This window comes from Anaerosolibacter carboniphilus (assembly GCF_014205875.1).
GTDB classification, from domain to species: Bacteria; Bacillota; Clostridia; order Peptostreptococcales; family Thermotaleaceae; genus Anaerosolibacter; species Anaerosolibacter carboniphilus.
Genome location: NZ_JACHEN010000023.1, coordinates 16,562 through 33,912 on the forward strand (window position 1 = coordinate 16,562; position 17,351 = coordinate 33,912).

Consider the following 17,351-nt stretch of genomic DNA (forward strand, 5'->3'; position numbering starts at 1 on the left):
TAAAAGGGAAGGTAAAAATATGAAAGTAAAACTAATTTATAACCCGGTTTCAGGGGACGGAACTTTTAAAAATCATCTGGATTACATCATTGACAAATTTCAACAGCAAGGCTTGCAAATAGAGCCCTATAGAACCAATAAAAGAGAAGAGCTAGACCAGATGATTTCGCTGATGGATGAAAAGGAATATAAAAAAGTACTCATTGCAGGTGGTGATGGCACGCTGAATCAAGTGATGAATAGTCTCCTGAAATATGATATTCATCTGCCCATAGGAATCTTCCCTGTTGGAACAGCCAATGATTATGCACAATATTTCAACCTACCCCGTGAAATGGAAGAAATCGTAGAAATTTTGCTTAGAGATAACTATACGCTGTCGGATGTAGGGCTTGTGAATGATAGATATTTCATTAATGTTGCAAGTCTGGGTGTATTGATTGATATCAGTCAAAGAACGAATCTGGAACTTAAACACAATTTAGGGGTGTTGGCATATTATTTACATGGTATTGCTGAATTGCCCAAAGTGAAACCAGTGAATATTCAAGTCCATAGTGAAGATATGCATTATGATGGCGAGATACTTTTTATGCTGATCATGAATGGTAGATCAGCAGGTGGATTTCATAAACTTGCACCCACTGCTTCCATCAATGATGGATTGCTAGACGTTTTTATTTTCAAGAAATGTCCCATCTATGAATTAGGGGCTTTGCTTCTCGCAGCAATCAGTGGAGAACATGTGAATAATAACAGCGTCATTCATTTTAAAACACAGTACTTGTCGATTCATACGGATGGGGATGTTGGTACGGATCTAGATGGTGAAGGAGGACCAGCATTCCCTCTCAATATTCGAGTCGTTCCAAACAGACTTAAAATATTAACTCGTCATCATAATGAAGACAATACTATACTGCAAAAAAATCTAGAGTCCACTTACGGGAGAATGGCCTTCGTGAAAGATATTCTAGAAAACAAGCGGTTAACATAGTCGTATATTTTTTTAGAATATAGTGGATCTAGAAAAACCTGCCATGAGAGATATATAGAAAACAGGTCCCAAATAAAAAGAATATGACGTATCCTTTACTAAAGAAAAAGATATAGCTAAAGGGAGGACTTTTATATGAAAAAAGTAATTATATCAGGGCTTGTGGCAGGATTGTTAAGCGTTACGCCTATATTTGCAGATGAGATAAACAACACTGTAAATCCAGGCATCACACCGGATAGTCCATTATATACTGTAGATCAGTTAGTGGAAGATATTCAGCTCTCATTGACATCAAATATTGAAAGAAAAGCGGAGATTCTACTTGCCATTACCCAGGAGAGATTGGCAGAAGCGAAACAAATGACAGAAGAGGATAAGGTTGAATTTGTTAAAAAAGCCATGGAAGCATATGGGGAGAAAATCGAGGAGGCTTTCGAGACGGTATCAGAAGCAATACTAAAGGAAAGTATCGACAGTGCAGCGAAAGAGGCCCTAAGCATTCAGTTGGAAGACTCGACTGAGGTTATCGAATCTGTAGAAGCAGTGATAACGGACGAACAAAAAGAAAAATTAGGCGAAAAGAGAGATAGTGCTTACCTAGTAGCCAATGTGGTAAGAGACTTGGATATGGAGAAAGTAAAGATATTGAGGGAAGAACAGAAGTTGGGCTATGGACAAATCGCAAAGGTATTCTCACTAGCAGATGCCAGTGGAAAATCTGTAGAAGAAATTGCAGACATGATTACTGTCGAAGGCAAAGGCTTTGGTGAGATTGCAAAAGAATTAGGTATTCATCCTTCTGAAATGAAGATGAAAGCAAATAAAAAGAAGCAAGTGAGCCAGATTAAAGAGGCGAAGACAGATCTTGAAGATGTACCAGTAGCGTTGGAAGAGGCAAAAGAAACTGAGGCTGATGAGGCAGAAAAAGCTGCTGATGAGAGAACAAATGAAATTGAGAAAATAACAAAACAAGTAGAAAAGAAAATAGAAAAGATAAATAAAGCACAAGAGAAAAAGCAAAAAGAAGTAGAGAAGCAACAACAAAAAGAACAAAAGGAAAAAAAGGACAGCAAGAAGGATAAGAAAGATGAATAGAGTCATTGGTTAGAAAATACTGGACATATGTAAGAAAGACAGGTTCGATGAGGGACCTGTCTTTTTGACGTTTATGGGGCAAAGAAGAGCAAAGATCTTGTATAGGCTTAATCTGGGCAGTGTACAGTACATAAATATTCTATAGATTTTGTGCAGTGAGGGCATAATTGCACTAGGAAGTGAATACATCTTTTAGCAAGGGACAAGTAATAAAAAGAGTGGTTCGAAATAGGTAGATTTTGTGCATAGGGGGAAGGGTAATGATAGGAATTGTAATCGTATCACATAGTCAAAAGGTGGCAGAGGGAATTAAAGAAATTGCTGAGGAGATGAATAATGGCAGCATTTTGATTAAAGCAGCAGGTGGTGTTGAAGAAAATGATGGCAGAATTGGAACCAGTACCTTTAAAATAAGAGAAGCTATTGAAGAAGTCAGTTTCAAAGAGATTGTATTAATATTTGTGGATATGGGAAGTGCAGCCATGAATGCAGAGATGGCTGTGGATATGCTTGACTTGAAAATAAAGGAAAAGGTACGGATGGTAGATGCACCATTGGTTGAAGGCGTAATCGCTGCAACGATTCAGGCTACCATAACAGATAACCTTGAAAATATTATCATAACGGCCATGGAAAGCAGAAATTTGCAGAAATTCGATGGATGCATATAAAAGCAGGAAGAAAATTATAAAAAAAAGGCAGGACTATCATATATTGGGGACAAGGTAAATAAGAATATATGGGAACTTTATAAAAGGACACAAAAGGAGCTTTTAAATATACTTCAATAATAATTAAAGGGGGATAAGAAAATGAGAAGATTGGTTAACAATCCTTATGATGTGGTGGAGGAAATGCTGGAGGGCTATACCAAGGCTTTTCCCAATCATGTAAAACTTTTGGAAGAAGATGGACGGGTTGTAGTAAGTGTGAAGGCACCAGTAAAGGATAAGGTGGGTATCATCATTGGTGGCGGTTCAGGACATGAACCCTTATTCTTAGGTTATGTGGGGGAAGGATTTGCCGATGCTGCAGTAATCGGAAACATCAATACTTCACCATCACCAGAGCCCTGCTATAATGCTGTAAAAGCAGTAGATGCTGGAAAAGGTTGCCTCTATATGTATGGCAATTACGCAGGAGACGTTATGAACTTTGATATGGGTGCCGAGATGGCTGCTGACGATGGTATCCGGGTAGAAACGGTATTAATTACAGATGATGTTTATTCTTCAGAAAATATTTCTGATAGAAGGGGTGTGGCAGGAGATTTCTTTGTTTTTAAGGCTGCCGCAGCAAAAGCAGCCATGGGAGCAGATCTTGATGAAGTAAAAACAGCAGCGATCAAGGCCAATGATAATACTAGATCTATGGGCGTTGCTTTATCTTCCTCAACCTTGCCTGTAACTGGGAAGACAATATTTGAAATGGAAGATGGAGATATGGAAGTGGGCATGGGAATCCATGGTGAGCCAGGGGTAAAAAGAACGAAGCTTGCGCCAGCGGACGAAGTGGTGGATGAAATCATGAAATATGTTATTGCGGATCTTCCTTTTGAAGCAGGAGATGAAGTGGCTGTCCTTGTAAATAGTTTGGGTGCAACACCATTAATGGATTTACATATTTGTTTTAGAAAAGCAGCACAAGTGCTAGAGGAAAAAGGCATCAAGATTTATCAATCCTTCATTGGTCCTTATGCAACATCCATGGATATGGCAGGGATGTCTATTACCTTGATGAAGTTGGATGATGAATTGAAAGAGTTGGTAGACTATCCATGTGACGCACCTTACTGTGTCATTAAATAAGCAATGGTTTTGAGGAAATGAAGTCTGAGGGGGAGAGACGAAAGCATGTGCGAAGAATTTTTAATAAATAAGGGTTACTTTATAAAAGTAATCGAGGACTTAGCCCAAATGATAGAAGAAAAAAGGGATTATCTCAGCGGGCTGGATTCTGATATTGGAGACGGGGACCATGGTATCAATTTGAGTATTGGCTTTCGTGAAGTCATGAAGAATCTAGGGGATTGGAAGGAGAAGGATTTAACGTTTCTCTTCAAAAAAATGGGGATGGCATTGTTAGGAAAGGTAGGCGGCTCGGCTGGACCTCTATATGGAAGCTTCTTTATGAAGTTCGCTGAACAAGCAGGTGGCAAAGAGTCCGTAAGCTTTGTAGAATTTTATAATATGTTTAAAGCTGGAATTGAAGCCATTGAGATGCGGGGAAAAGCAGTTGTGGGAGAGAAGACAATGGTGGATGCCCTTCGCCCAGGCCTGGATGAATTTACAAAGTCTATGGCAGAAGGCGCAGCACTGAAAAAAGCTTTTGAGAGATTTGTGGATGCGGCTAGGCAAGGATCAGAAGCTACCATTCCTTTGATTGCAAAGAAGGGCAGGGCCATGCGATTGGGAGAGCGGGCTATCGGACATCTTGACCCAGGTGCAGCCTCTGCGGTGCTAATGCTCGAGATATTCTATAACAATCTATAACCAATAGGGAAGAGACCAATTGACGATATAAAGTCGACAATTGGTCTATCTATTCCCCTAAGACTTGAACGATAGAGGTGACTTGGACATGAGAAAAAAGATCATAGGCGCCAGTTGGAAGACCCATATCCACTCCATGTCTGAGGGAAAAGAATTAGCGGAGGGAATCAAAAAAAGGGTAGGGCACTTGGAAAGTGTTGAAATCTTTATTCTGCCTACTTATCCCTTGATTCCTGCAATTGCTGATATTTTTCAAGACAGCAATATCAAATGGGGGGCACAAAATATTTCCCATGCAGATAAAGGCGCCTTTACGGGAGAGGTACCACCTCAAATCTTGAGGGAATTAGGCTGCAGATATATAGAAATTGGTCATGCTGAGAGACGGAATTTTTTTCATGAAACAGATGAGATGGTGGCCAAGAAAGTGAAGCTTATCTTAGCTCATGACATGATTCCGGTAGTTTGTATAGGCGAGTCAAAAGAGGAAAAGGATGAGAAATTAAGTGATGTAAAATTAAAAACCCAAATACTATGGGCCATGAATGGCCTGGATGAAGAAGAAAGAAAAAAGGTCATATTGGCTTATGAACCTATTTGGGCAATTGGGCAAGAGAAAGCGGCAAAATCTGATTATGTAGAAGATGTTCACTGCTTTTTGCGACAAGTTCTCCAAGCAGAATATGGAAAGGAATCTGGAGATATGATTCGCATTATCTACGGTGGATCTGTAAGTCCAGAGAATGCAACGGAATTAGCTAAGAAAGAAAATATAGATGGTTTGTTCATCGGAAGATTCGGATTAAAAGCTGAAGGCTTTGAAAAAATTACACGGGCTGTTCTACAATATCAAAGATGAATAGAATGAGAGATTTTATTTCAAACGATGTATGTGAGGTATAGGGAGTGGGAAGATGAGAATTGCTATCGGATGTGATCAAAATGCGTATGCGCTGAAAACGATCATTATAAATCACCTTAAAAAGGTTGATGTGGAATTCGCGGATTTTGGATGTCATGAGGGAGAAGAGGTACTTTATCCTGATGTGGCCCATACAGTGGCAAAGGAAATTGCTAATGGAAAATATGATAGAGGAATTTTGTTGTGTGGCACTGGACTTGGCATGGCCATCACTGCCAACAAAGTTCCTGGCATTCGGGCTGCCACCTGTCATGATGTTTTCTCAGCGGAAAGAGCAATAAAAAGTAATGATGCCCAGATTATAACCATGGGAGCACAGGTAATCGGTCCAGAGTTGGCAAAAATGTTGATTGACGCCTGGCTTGCATCTGAATTTCAAGGAGGAAGATCAAAGCCAAAGGTGGATCTTATTAATGAGATTGATGGTATCTATCATCAGAAATAAATATTGAAAAACAAGAAATCCATCCATTGCAACCCTACAGGACTTAGTGGGGTTGTTTTTTATAGTATATTTTTAATAATATGATTGTTCGTTTGTAGAAAAATGTGACATAAGATGTTCCGTAGAGGCGCCCATTGGGCGTCAATGATGGGGTCATTACCAGGCAGAACGGACGTGCAATGCACGCCTCTACGATATGTCGCATATTTTATTTAATACGAAATAGAGTTTGAATATAAAAATGCATACTTTGTTATTGTATGGTAATATATGTATAAAAACATTCGAAATAGCAAGAACTTTCAAAGAAAGTGCTAAGGATGAAATGGGGTATGGATTATGAGAATAACAAAGAAACAAGCAAGACGTTATATGCTTGCACATCAAAATCTTCTTTTTCCTGAAAAGCTGCAAGGGAAGGAAGGGATTCTTGACTATATCAGAAAGGTAGGCTGTATACAATATGATCCCCTGGACGTGGTGGGGTATAATTCTCATTTGGTACTGCAGTCTCGCATTAAGAATTATAATATGGCGTATTTGCAGGAACTTCTATATGTAGATCGCAAGCTACTCGATGGATGGGATAAAAATATGGCAATCTATCCAGTAGGGGATTGGCCCTATTTTGAAAGATATCGTCAAGAAGCTTTTGATCGATACGGAGATAAGTTCAAGGAGATGGAGGCAGTATTAGAAAAGGTACGGAAAGTTCTTCAGGAAAAAGGTCCTCTATCTTCCTTAGATTTAGGCTTTGATGGAATGATTGATTGGGCTTGGGCGCCTACCCGTATTGCGCGAGCTGCCTTAGAAAGTATGTACTTCTGGGGTGAACTGATTGTTCATCATAAAATGGGAACCCGAAAGTTTTATGATTTTACAGCTAAATATATTCCCTATGAACTACGATCAAAGTCAGATCCAAATGTAAGCATCGAAGCATACTTTGAATGGCATATAAAAAGGAGAATCGGAGCTCTTGGACTCCTGTGGGGGCGGCCTAGCGATGCTTGGCTTGGTATACACTGGATGAAAAGCAAGGAAAGGGGAGAAGCTTTGATCCGGTTAGAAGAAAAAGGGGAGATTGTTGACATTGATGTCGAGGATATCGAGTACCCACTGTATCTAAGAAAAGAGGATATACCACTGCTATATGAGATATTGAATATGGAGTTTCAGGAGTTTAGGGTATCCTTTATTGCTCCTTTGGATAATTTGCTGTGGGATCGAAAATTAATAAAAGAAATTTTCGGATTTGAATACATTTGGGAGGTATATAAGCCGACCTCTGAACGTAAATATGGCTATTATATATTACCTGTTTTATATGGAGATCAATTTGTTGCTAGATTTGAGCCGAAATTTCATAAGAAAACAGGGGTATTGGAGATTTTCAACTGGTGGTGGGAGCCTGACGTATTGATTACTGGAGAATTACAGGAAGCTGTTTCAACATGTCTTATGGAATTTGCGGACTACTTGGGGGCAAGGAAGGTGGCGTTGAATGGGGAAGGAAATGCAATCGAAAATCTTGATTGGCTTAGGTTTGTTTGAAGGGTGAATGAATACAATTTAAAAATAATTTAACTGGATAAGGCATATTTCGTGGATACGTATCGTATGTTTATTATAGTACGAGCTGTAAATAAAGATTGGATACATAAATTATTAAATATAATTTAATGAAAAAACATACAAAATGAAAAAAAATTTAAAAATGTTAAATTAATAATTAACATTTGGAAGGAAAAGTTAATTCTACGGCGAATGTAATATTATTGTAATATAAATGTAAACAATATTAAACGGGGGTGTAATAATTGAAAAAGGCAATTGCATTAACAGTATGCGCTTCATTCATGTTTTCTTCAGTTGCATTGGCTGCGGATAGCGTGACATTGAAGCAAAAGGGAGTAGATGTTGTAGCAGCAGCTACATCATGGACTCCAGAACCAGCTAAGCCAGCACCAGCACCAGCGGCTAAGCCAGCGGCAAAACCAGCAACAACAAAAACTACTCAAACACCAACTGCCACAGCTACAACACTTAAGTTAGGTTCTAAAGGTAGCGCTGTTAAGGATCTACAAACGAAACTTAACGGAAAAGGTTATCAGCTTAAAGCGGATGGTGTATTTGGACAGTTAACTTTAGCTGCAGTGAAGGACTATCAAAGCAAGAATGGTCTTACAGTTGATGGTATCGTTGGAGCAGCAATGATGGAAAAATTAAACGCTGCTGCGGTTGCGACACCAACTCCTGCTGCAACACCAGCTCCAGCACCAGCACCAGTTGCAACAACAGGTAAAACAACTATAAAAATAGGAAGAACTCAATATGCGCCTCATGGAACAAAATCTTTTGCAGATACAGTAGTTGTATTGGCAGGGGATAAAATCGTTGGCGTTTCCATTGATGAATATCAATTCATGGCGGCGGCTACAACAAAAGCTGTTCCAAACTCAGATAGTGATTTTGGAAAGAACTATGCAGATCCAGCCCAAGTATTAGGATCTAAGAGAGCAAATGTAGCTTCTTACAGCGAAAACATGAAAACAAAAGGTGGCGCAACAATCGCTATCGATAAGAACTTAGATGCTGTTCAAGCTTATGCCATCGGAAAAACAGTGGCAGAGTTAGAAGGAATCCTTGCTAAAAATACAAAAGAGCAGATGGTTGACGTAGTGAGTGGTGCTACATTAGCAGATACTCATGGATATCTTTCTTCAATCGTTGCGGCTGCAAAAGAAGCAAAAGCAAACGGTTCCATTGAGCTAGATGCTGCAGCATTGACTGGCTTGAAAATAGGAAGAACTCAATATGCGCCTCATGGAACAAAATCTTTTGCAGATACAGTAGTTGTATTATCAGGTAACCAAATCGTTGGTGTTTCCATTGATGAATATCAATTCATGGCGGCAGCTACAACAAAAGCTGTTCCAAACTCAGATAGTGATTTTGGAAAGAACTATGCAGATCCAGCCCAAGTATTAGGATCTAAGAGAGCAAATGTAGCTTCTTACAGCGAAAACATGAAAACAAAAGGCGGGGCAACAATCGCTATCGATAAGAATTTAGATGCTGTTCAAGCGTATGCCATCGGAAAAACAGTAGCCGTATTGGAAGGAACACTTTCAACAAAGAGCAAAGAGGAAATGGTTGACGTAGTGAGTGGTGCTACATTGGCTGATACTCATGGATATCTTTCTTCAATCGTTGCTGCTGCAAAAACTGTTCAAAGCGCACCTGCAGTAGATGCCGTTGCATCTGCTTCCATCGTAGATAATGCTGCTGCTTTTGAGCAGGCGATAGGCAAAGATGGTAAGTGGATCATTTGTACATTAAATGATTTAACTACAGACAAGAACCTTGTTTTAGAAGGTGAGTTTAGAGATAAAAACTTACCAGAAAATGATCTTAAACGTAAAATAGCCCTTTATACTCAAGACGACAAGAAAAATGTAACAGCTAGATTTACATTAACAGCACCAAAATTATCAATTAAGAGTCCAAATGCTAGAATCCAAAGCGGAACATTCAAGGGAGACCTGTACGTTTACGCAGCAAATTTCCAATTGGTAGATGCTAAAGTTGATGGAAATGTATACTTCGTTACTCAAGAGGCAAAAGATACATTTACTATGGATGAAAAAAGCTCTGTAACAGGAAATAAAATATTGGCAGACGTAGATGTTGTTGCAACAGCTTCACTTGTACATGATGGTGCTGCTTTTGAAAAAGCAATCAGCAAAGATGGTACATGGATTGTTTGCCCACTAAGAGACTTGACAATTGATAAAGCTCTTGTGGTAGAAGGTGAATTTAGAGACAAGAACCTGCCAGAAAACGATTTTAAACGTAAAATAGGTCTTTATACGCATAACGACCCAAATGATAAGAAGAAAGCAACTCACAGCTTTACTTTAACAGCACCATCTATCACATTTAAGAGTCCAAATTCTACTCTTCAATATGGTACTTTTGTTGGCAATATTTTTGTTCAATCCAATAACTTCTCTTTAGTAAATTGTGAAGTTAAAGGAAATATCTACTTCGCTACACAAGAAGCCATGGATACTTTCACAATGGATGAGAAAAGCTCTGTATCAGGTGTGAAAGAATTAATGAAGTAGTAGTTGATGTAGTTTTAAAAAGAATATAGGAACCCCAAAGCGGGTAATCCATAAAAAGTGGAAGCCAGGAGCGATTGTTCCTGGCTTTTTTCTAAGATGAAAGAAAAGATATAAATTGGGCAGGCTAGAAATATGTATTTGTTGATCAGAAACAATACCCATTTAGGAAAGGAATATGAGTCAAGATGAAGAAAATCGGATGTTTATTGATTCATGGGTTTGGAGGAAGTGTTTACGAAGTAAGTCCTTTGGCTGAGTACCTTGAGCGTAAGGGTTATGGTGTAATCTGCCCTGCTTTAAAAGGTCACACGGGAAGAAAAGAAGATCTACGAGGTATCACATATCATGACTGGTTAGATTCTGCAGAAATGGCCTTAATGGAATTACTTGAATCCCACGATTATATTTTTTTGATTGGATTTTCCATGGGAGGATTGATTGCAATCAATTTGGCTTCCAAGTATAATGTAAGTGGATTAATAACAATTAATACGCCCATATACTATTGGGACTTTAAAAGAATCTACCTCAATATTGTCCATGATTTAAGAAATAAGGAGTATACAAATATTCATCGATATATGAAGTCATCGGGGAACACAACGCTATCAGCTCTTTTTCACTTTAAATTGTTACTTACCCGGACGAAACCGATTATTAGAAATGTCAAATGTCCACTATTTGTGACACAAGCGTTAGACGATGATACGGTGCGGAAGCAGAGTGCCCGCTATATCCATGAAAGAATGAGTGGAAAAAGGAAAAAGCTAAGGTTTTATGATCATGGTGGTCATTTAATTCTGCGAAGCTCCTCAGCATCAAAGGTGATGGAGGATATATGGACGTTCATAAACGAGATTGAATAATTTGAAGGGATGTGGTTTGTATGACAATAAAGAATAATAAGGGGAGAGAGCTTTAATAGGACTGAGAAATGATCAAAGTCTTATTCCGTTCTCTCCCATAGGATATCGTAATATAAGAGATAAAGGAGAGAATATGGAGAAAAATATTCAAATTATAAAGACAGAGAAGTCATGGATTGAAAGCAATGCTATCGAGCAATTACATCAGATTGCCCAATTAAAGGGTATTATAAAAGCCATTGGGTTGCCAGATTTGCATGTAGGCAAGACACCAGTGGGCGCCAGTTATATTACAAAGGATGTTGTATATCCCCATATCGTTGGCAATGATATCGGATGTGGAATGGCATTTTTTGCAACAGGATTGAAGAGAAATAAGTTTAAAGTAGAAAAGATTAAGAACAAGCTGGAAAAGATAGATGGTATTGAGAATGTGGATATCTCCATCTATACAAGGGCTATAGATCTACCTTTCAAAGAAAAGTTAGGAACGATTGGTGCGGGAAATCATTTTGCTGAGATTCAGGAAATTGCTCAGATCTATGATCCTGAAGGGATGGATGAAATCGGGATAGACAAAGAACATGTCTATCTTTTGGTGCACAGCGGGTCTAGAAACTATGGAGAATTTGTTCTTAGGAAATACATTGAAGAATATCATTGTCAGAATGGTTTATCTACTGATAGTCAGGCCTTTGCTTTGTATTGGGAGGATCATAATAAGGCATTGGAATATGCAAAGCTGAACAGAGAGTTGATCGCCCATAGAATCGTAGATATAATCAGTGGGAAGGCGAATCAGAAGCTTCTCGATAGCGTGCACAATGGTATTTTTAAGAAAGAAATTCAAGGAGAGGTCCACTATATTCATCGAAAGGGAGCATCGCCTTCTGATGCAGGATATGTGGTGGTTGCAGGATCCAGGGGTTCTAAATCCTACATCGTCAAGCCCATGGATAACCTAGTTGAATATGGATTTTCTATTTCCCATGGTGCTGGGAGAAAGTGGTCTCGCTTTGGTTGTAAGGAAAAACTAGAGAATTTATACTCAAAGAAAGCCATTAGACACCATGAACTGGTGAGCAATTTGATTTATAGGGACAAAAATGTTGTTTATGAGGAGGCCCCGGAGGCATATAAGAATATTGAAAGGGTAATAGAGGATATGCTAGAAGCAAAGATGATTCAGTTGATAGCCAGCTTAAACCCTCTGCTTACCTACAAGTCATAGCGATTAGTGAATAAAGGGCAGTTCCTGGAGATAGGGGAACTGTCCTTAAATTTTTTAAATGTGAGAAAAATATTTGGTTTTGAAAAAGGAAACATTTTTTTAATGTTGAATATGGATTATTAACATAACTTTAAGCAAACCTATTTTTCAATTGCTGCAATTTCTACAGAAGGATATAGCGCATAAAAATTTTGTAAAGAGGGATGATCAAACGATGACAAAACAGGAAAGAAGCTGGATTCTACAGGATTGGGCAAATTCAGCCTATTCCATAGCGATTTCCACAGCGATTTTGCCTATTTTTTTCAAAGATGTGGTATCTAAGGGGATAGAGGCCAGTCTTTCCACAGCTTATTGGGGATATGGGAATGCCATAGCTACGCTTCTGGTTGCCTTGCTGGCGCCCATTTTAGGAACCCTCGCAGACTATCGAGGGAAGAAGAAAAAATTCTTTGTGTTCTTTTTTCTTCTAGGTACGATTACTACGACTCTTCTAGCTACTTTAAATGAAGGAGATTGGCTAAAGTGTATCATCATTTATGGACTGACAGCCGTAGGTTTTGCAGGTTCTAATATTTTTTATGATGCCTTTCTTGTAGATGTAACTGATGAAAAAAGAATGGATTGGGTATCTTCACTGGGTTTTGGTTTTGGCTACATTGGAAGCACCATTCCTTTCATCATCAGCATCGTCTTCATTATGAAGCCTTCGCTTATCGGCTTAGGATCCACAGTTGCAGCCACGAAGTTATCTTTTGTGATTACAGCGCTGTGGTGGTTTGTTTTTACCATTCCCATGTTGAGGGACGTAAAACAAGTGCATTACATTGAACCCGTTGACCATCCCATTAGGGAAAGCTTTGGAAGATTATGGGGAACTTTAAAAAGTGTACAGAAGAATAAAAACATCTTCTTATTCTTGATTGCCTATTTTTTCTATATCGATGGTGTTTCTACCATCATTAAAATGTCTGGGGTTTATGGCAGAGATGTGGGGATTGATGGAAATACTCTGCTAATCATTCTATTGGTTGTTCAATTTGTAGCGTTCCCGTTTGCTATCCTTTACGGAAAATTGGCCCAGCGATTCTCTGCTAGAACGATGCTATTTGTGGGAATAGGGGTATATATCTTAACAACGGTCTACGCATACTTTATCAAGACGTCATTCGATTATTGGATATTGGCGATGCTTGTAGCCAGTTCACAAGGAGGCATGCAGGCCTTGAGCCGATCATTTTTTGGAAAGATTATTCCAAAAGAAAACGCTTCTGAGTATTTTGGACTCTATAATATCTTAGGAAAATTCTCTGCTTTCATGGGTCCTCTTTTGGTAGGCGTAGTATCTCAGATGACAGGAAATTCTCAGCAAGGAATATTTAGTTTGATTCTCCTCTTCATTATTGGAGGATGGGTCTTGACAAAGGTTAAGAATAACTAACCTACTCAGCGTAGTAATATATCATTAGATGTAAAGGGGAGAAAAAAATGAAGGATTGGATCTCACAATCGGATAGGATTTTAATAAGAACCACAGCAGAAAACGATCTTAGCTACGTATTGGAGGCTGAACAGGGAACGGAGAATAGCCCGTATGTAGCCCAATGGACAAAGGAGCAGCACCAAGATGCAATGAAGGACCAGGATATTCTTCATTTGATTATTGAAGATAGGATTGAGAAAAGAGCCATTGGTTATGCGATTATTGCTGGATTTGAGAGCATCCATAAAAGTATAGAGTTAAGAAGAATTGTCATAACAGAGAAGGGGAAAGGTTTTGGGAGGGAGGCCTTACGCTTAATCAAGGTACTGGCTTTTGAAAAATATAAAGCCCACCGACTATGGCTGGATGTACGACAACATAATTTCCGTGCCCAAACGTTATATCTATCAGAAGGTTTTGTAAAGGAAGGCTTACTGCGGGAATGTGTTCTGTATAAGGGACGCTATGAATCGATATGGATCATGTCAATCCTAGAAGAAGAGTATTTAAAAGCCAAGTAGGTATATTACCGGTTAGCTCCATAAATCTATGGAGCTTTTATTTTGTGGATAAATCATTGGTTTCTGTTAGAAGCTATTGCTAAGGGAGTAACTTCATGATATACTGATTAAAAAAGAGCAGGTGATCTTTAATGCAAGTGCAAAAGGAAGAAGTGCGAGAAGCCCTTATCAACAAAGCTGCCGATGAATTTTTCCAGCATGGTTTTGAAAAAGCATCTATACGTAGAATTGCCAAGGCAGCAGGAACGACTATCGGAAATTTTTATAATTATTTTCAAAACAAAGAGGAACTTTTTTATACCATTACTACGCCTGTATATGAGAACTTTATAGATTTATTCAGTGACCACCATCAGGAGCAAGTGGAACACGGTATTCATCTCGAAATATCTAAAGATTTGCGGAATAAAATTCATGAGGCCATGAAAGGTTTTGATAAAGCCTTTAGTAAAGGTCTCGTTATTTTAATTGATGGAAGCAAGGGTACAAAATATGAACATGTAAGGGAGGAAATCCTAGTGTTCATTACGGTTCATTTTGAAAATCATCTAAAAGTTGTTTCTGAATCCGCTCAAAGACAGTTTCATCCATATTTTTCTCGTGCCATTGCTTCCGGATTCTTGGATGGCCTTTTGGATATACTGAAAAAGGAATATTCGAAATCAGAAATGGAGAGCCTAGTAGCAGATTATGTTCTGTTCTATATTCTAGGTGTTGCAGATTTGGGTTGAGAATAGAAATAAGGAAATAAGAAATTTTTTTGATTTAAAAAAGATCAAGCGATCGTTTATAACTGGGGAATAAAGTAGCAACTTAAGGAGGCAAGGGTAATGATTGAGGTAAAAGATCTGAAATTTATCTATCCAAAGACAAAGGAAGAAACTTTAAAGGGAATCAGCTTTTGCATAAAGCAGGGAGAAATATTTGGTTTCTTGGGGCCTAGTGGGGCAGGGAAAAGTACTACCCAAAAAATTCTCATCGGATTGCTAAAGGATTACAGTGGGAAAGTATCTATTATGGATAAGGAAATCAAGGAATGGAGCAGAGATTACTATGAGAAGATAGGTGTCTCCTTCGAACTTCCAAACCTTTACCAAAAACTTACGGCCTTGGAAAACCTTCGATTAATACAATCCTTCTATAGTGGAAAAACGGAAGATCCCATGATGCTCCTAAAGATGGTTGGGTTGGAGGACAAAGGAAACCTAAGGATATCCCAGTATTCCAAAGGAATGAAGATGCGCTTGAACTTTGTTCGATCACTCTTGCATAAACCGGAATTGATTTTTTTAGATGAGCCTACATCAGGGTTAGACCCTGTTAATTCCAAAACGATCAAAGAGATTATTTTAGAGAAAAAGAGGGAAGGAAAAACTATATTCCTAACAACCCACAATATGGCTGTCGCCGACGAATTATGTGATCGAGTGGCCTTTATTGTAGATGGAGAGATTAAGTTGATTGATTCTCCAAAGGAACTGAAGGTTCAGTGGGGACAAAGGAAAGTAAGAGTTGAATACTTGGAAGATCGTTTTACAGTCCAAAAAGATTTTGATTTAGATCAGATAGGCTTCAACGAATCTTTTATTCAATTAATAAAGAATAAGCCTATCAAAACAATGCATACCCAGGAAGCAACCTTAGAGGATATTTTTATCCAAACAACTGGGAGGGGACTATCGTGAGAAGATTGCGTGCTTGTATCAAGGCTGACCTATATCTGCAAGTGAAATATGGTTTTTATACAGTATATGCAATTGTTACAGCTGTATATATACTGCTGCTAAAACAGCTTCCATCAGAGAGCCTTAAGATAGTGACTCCTATGATTGTATTCTCAGATCCATCCATGCTCGGCTTCTTTTTCATCGGGGGGTTGGTCTTGCTGGAAAAGGGAGAGAACACCCTGGAGTATATAACTGCTACACCATTAAGAATTGGAGAGTATCTTCTATCTAAAATGATCTCATTAACACTTTTAGCGTTAATGGCAAGCTTTATTGTTACATTATTTTCTTATGGAGATCTGGTCCATGGAATACAGTTGACCATAGGAATTATACTGACATCCAGCTTTTTTATTCTTGTAGGTTTCATTGCTGTGGCGCGATTTCAGACCGTGAATAGATATATATTATCTTCAATAATTTATATGACATTTTTATTTTTACCGTTGATTAGCTATTTTGGGCTGTGGCAGAACTGGATATTTTATTTGTTTCCAACCCATGCTTCTCTCATATTGATTGGAGGCGCTTTTCAGTCTACAGAATGGTGGAAGCTTGGTTATGGTATAGGATACTTAATTCTATGGATTTTCATAGCCTATCCTCTGGCCCATCGAGCCTTCTATCGTTTCATGATCTTAAAGGAGGGAGAAAGATCATGATGAAAAAAATATTGATTTTGACGATGAACGATTTGAAAAATATCATCAGAGAACCGATGTTAATCTTTATCTTGGTTGGCCCTTTACTTCTCTCCTTTGGCATGCATTGGTTCTTGCCCGCAGTATCGGCTTATGCGGCACCTTACTTTGATCTAAGCAGGTACTATTCATTAATCGTAGCGTTTATTCTTTTGATGACCTCTATGCTTATGGGAATGATTACGGGATTTTTGCTGTTAGATGAAAGAGATGACCAGGTATATATGACCTTGATCGTTACACCGCTGGGGACAGAAGGCTACATGATGTATCGGATTGCTTTTCCTGTGATCATCAGCTTTTTATATGCGCTTATCACCTTACCACTAGTGGGACTAATGAAAATATCTTTTGCTCCGCTGCTGCCCATTGCGATAATGTCTGGTCTGGAAGCACCTATTATTGCCTTATTTCTAGCAGGCTTTGCTGCAAACAAGGTAGAGGGGCTGGCTTTATCAAAAGGATTAGGATTATTTATGATTCCTCCTATTGCAGCCTATTTTATCCAATCAAACTGGCGCCTATTGGCAGGTGTAAGCCCTTTCTATTGGCCAGTCCACGCGTTCTTGGCAATTGGGAATAGCAGCGGAACTTATTGGATTCATATTCTTGTGGGAATCTTTGTCCATGGATGGCTGCTCTATGGTCTTGTTCACTTGTTTAAGAAAAGAATGAGATAGCTTTGCTAACATACATTTCTCAATTATATACCTGTAGGATACCACTTGGGTAGATGCT

At 38.7% G+C, this 17,351-nt stretch carries 17 protein-coding genes; all 17 read left to right on the top strand.

Features of this window, described 5'->3' with window-relative positions; genetic code table 11:
• Positions 1-19: 19 nt before the first annotated feature.
• The 17 genes from HNQ80_RS16970 to HNQ80_RS17050 all read left to right on the top strand — a co-directional run bounded on the left by HNQ80_RS16970 (position 20) and on the right by HNQ80_RS17050 (position 17,293).
• Entirely contained in the window at positions 20-997 is a 978-nt protein-coding gene (locus HNQ80_RS16970; RefSeq protein WP_184311865.1) for a YegS/Rv2252/BmrU family lipid kinase, read from the top strand.
• Between the two features lie 135 nt (positions 998-1,132).
• A complete protein-coding gene (locus tag HNQ80_RS16975) occupies positions 1,133-2,095 on the top strand; it encodes a DUF5667 domain-containing protein (protein ID WP_184311866.1) in 963 nt (320 codons plus the stop codon).
• Between the two features lie 260 nt (positions 2,096-2,355).
• Complete coding sequence (dhaM, locus tag HNQ80_RS16980; protein ID WP_184311867.1) at positions 2,356-2,766, top strand: dihydroxyacetone kinase phosphoryl donor subunit DhaM; 411 nt, start codon at positions 2,356-2,358, stop codon at positions 2,764-2,766.
• A gap of 141 nt (positions 2,767-2,907) precedes the next feature.
• Positions 2,908-3,903: a dihydroxyacetone kinase subunit DhaK gene (locus tag HNQ80_RS16985; RefSeq protein ID WP_184311868.1), complete on the top strand. Its 996-nt coding sequence runs from the start codon at positions 2,908-2,910 to the stop codon at positions 3,901-3,903.
• A 45-nt stretch (positions 3,904-3,948) separates the two neighbouring features.
• On the top strand, positions 3,949-4,587 hold the full coding sequence (dhaL, locus tag HNQ80_RS16990) for a dihydroxyacetone kinase subunit DhaL (RefSeq protein WP_184311869.1): 639 nt from the start codon (positions 3,949-3,951) through the stop codon (positions 4,585-4,587).
• 88 nt (positions 4,588-4,675) lie between these two features.
• Positions 4,676-5,446, top strand: a complete 771-nt coding sequence (gene tpiA, locus HNQ80_RS16995) for a triose-phosphate isomerase (protein ID WP_184311870.1) — start codon at positions 4,676-4,678, stop codon at positions 5,444-5,446.
• A gap of 55 nt (positions 5,447-5,501) precedes the next feature.
• Positions 5,502-5,954, top strand: a complete 453-nt coding sequence (rpiB, locus tag HNQ80_RS17000) for a ribose 5-phosphate isomerase B (protein WP_184311871.1) — start codon at positions 5,502-5,504, stop codon at positions 5,952-5,954.
• Between the two features lie 339 nt (positions 5,955-6,293).
• Positions 6,294-7,508, top strand: coding sequence for a winged helix-turn-helix domain-containing protein (locus HNQ80_RS17005; RefSeq protein WP_184311872.1), 1,215 nt, complete (start codon positions 6,294-6,296; stop codon positions 7,506-7,508).
• 266 nt (positions 7,509-7,774) lie between these two features.
• Positions 7,775-10,084 (top strand): peptidoglycan-binding domain-containing protein, encoded by a 2,310-nt coding sequence (locus tag HNQ80_RS17010; RefSeq protein WP_184311873.1) that lies wholly within the window; start codon positions 7,775-7,777, stop codon positions 10,082-10,084.
• Between the two features lie 185 nt (positions 10,085-10,269).
• Positions 10,270-10,950 (top strand): alpha/beta hydrolase, encoded by a 681-nt coding sequence (locus HNQ80_RS17015; RefSeq protein WP_184311874.1) that lies wholly within the window; start codon positions 10,270-10,272, stop codon positions 10,948-10,950.
• Between the two features lie 133 nt (positions 10,951-11,083).
• On the top strand, positions 11,084-12,181 hold the full coding sequence (locus HNQ80_RS17020; RefSeq protein ID WP_184311875.1) for an RNA ligase RtcB family protein: 1,098 nt from the start codon (positions 11,084-11,086) through the stop codon (positions 12,179-12,181).
• 214 nt (positions 12,182-12,395) lie between these two features.
• Positions 12,396-13,622, top strand: a complete 1,227-nt coding sequence (locus tag HNQ80_RS17025) for an MFS transporter (protein WP_184311876.1) — start codon at positions 12,396-12,398, stop codon at positions 13,620-13,622.
• A 47-nt stretch (positions 13,623-13,669) separates the two neighbouring features.
• Positions 13,670-14,185 (top strand): GNAT family N-acetyltransferase, encoded by a 516-nt coding sequence (locus HNQ80_RS17030; RefSeq protein WP_184311877.1) that lies wholly within the window; start codon positions 13,670-13,672, stop codon positions 14,183-14,185.
• Between the two features lie 131 nt (positions 14,186-14,316).
• A complete protein-coding gene (locus HNQ80_RS17035; RefSeq protein ID WP_184311878.1) occupies positions 14,317-14,916 on the top strand; it encodes a TetR/AcrR family transcriptional regulator in 600 nt (199 codons plus the stop codon).
• A gap of 99 nt (positions 14,917-15,015) precedes the next feature.
• Positions 15,016-15,870, top strand: coding sequence for an ABC transporter ATP-binding protein (locus tag HNQ80_RS17040; RefSeq protein WP_184311879.1), 855 nt, complete (start codon positions 15,016-15,018; stop codon positions 15,868-15,870).
• The gene (locus HNQ80_RS17045; protein ID WP_184311880.1) at positions 15,867-16,574 is read left to right on the top strand and encodes an ABC transporter permease; all 708 of its coding nucleotides are present in this window, start codon (positions 15,867-15,869) and stop codon (positions 16,572-16,574) included. Before HNQ80_RS17040 ends, HNQ80_RS17045 begins: the two co-directional genes overlap by 4 nt.
• Complete coding sequence (locus tag HNQ80_RS17050; RefSeq protein ID WP_184311881.1) at positions 16,571-17,293, top strand: hypothetical protein; 723 nt, start codon at positions 16,571-16,573, stop codon at positions 17,291-17,293. The genes HNQ80_RS17045 and HNQ80_RS17050 overlap by 4 nt, the downstream gene beginning before the upstream one ends.
• The last annotated feature ends 58 nt before the right edge of the window (positions 17,294-17,351 follow it).

Bases quoted from the DNA above. Each gene is read 5' to 3' on its own strand.
- HNQ80_RS17035 (WP_184311878.1), top strand. From the start codon at position 14,317: ATGCAAGTGCAAAAGGAAGAAGTGCGAGAAGCCCTTATCAACAAAGCT.
- HNQ80_RS17040 (WP_184311879.1), top strand. From the start codon at position 15,016: ATGATTGAGGTAAAAGATCTGAAATTTATCTATCCAAAGACAAAGGAA.
- HNQ80_RS17020 (WP_184311875.1), top strand. From the start codon at position 11,084: ATGGAGAAAAATATTCAAATTATAAAGACAGAGAAGTCATGGATTGAA.
- HNQ80_RS17030 (WP_184311877.1), top strand. From the start codon at position 13,670: ATGAAGGATTGGATCTCACAATCGGATAGGATTTTAATAAGAACCACA.
- HNQ80_RS17005 (WP_184311872.1), top strand. From the start codon at position 6,294: ATGAGAATAACAAAGAAACAAGCAAGACGTTATATGCTTGCACATCAA.
- HNQ80_RS16970 (WP_184311865.1), top strand. From the start codon at position 20: ATGAAAGTAAAACTAATTTATAACCCGGTTTCAGGGGACGGAACTTTT.
- rpiB (WP_184311871.1), top strand. From the start codon at position 5,502: ATGAGAATTGCTATCGGATGTGATCAAAATGCGTATGCGCTGAAAACG.
- HNQ80_RS16975 (WP_184311866.1), top strand. From the start codon at position 1,133: ATGAAAAAAGTAATTATATCAGGGCTTGTGGCAGGATTGTTAAGCGTT.
- dhaL (WP_184311869.1), top strand. From the start codon at position 3,949: ATGTGCGAAGAATTTTTAATAAATAAGGGTTACTTTATAAAAGTAATC.
- HNQ80_RS16985 (WP_184311868.1), top strand. From the start codon at position 2,908: ATGAGAAGATTGGTTAACAATCCTTATGATGTGGTGGAGGAAATGCTG.
- HNQ80_RS17025 (WP_184311876.1), top strand. From the start codon at position 12,396: ATGACAAAACAGGAAAGAAGCTGGATTCTACAGGATTGGGCAAATTCA.
- dhaM (WP_184311867.1), top strand. From the start codon at position 2,356: ATGATAGGAATTGTAATCGTATCACATAGTCAAAAGGTGGCAGAGGGA.
- HNQ80_RS17015 (WP_184311874.1), top strand. From the start codon at position 10,270: ATGAAGAAAATCGGATGTTTATTGATTCATGGGTTTGGAGGAAGTGTT.
- HNQ80_RS17050 (WP_184311881.1), top strand. From the start codon at position 16,571: ATGATGAAAAAAATATTGATTTTGACGATGAACGATTTGAAAAATATC.
- tpiA (WP_184311870.1), top strand. From the start codon at position 4,676: ATGAGAAAAAAGATCATAGGCGCCAGTTGGAAGACCCATATCCACTCC.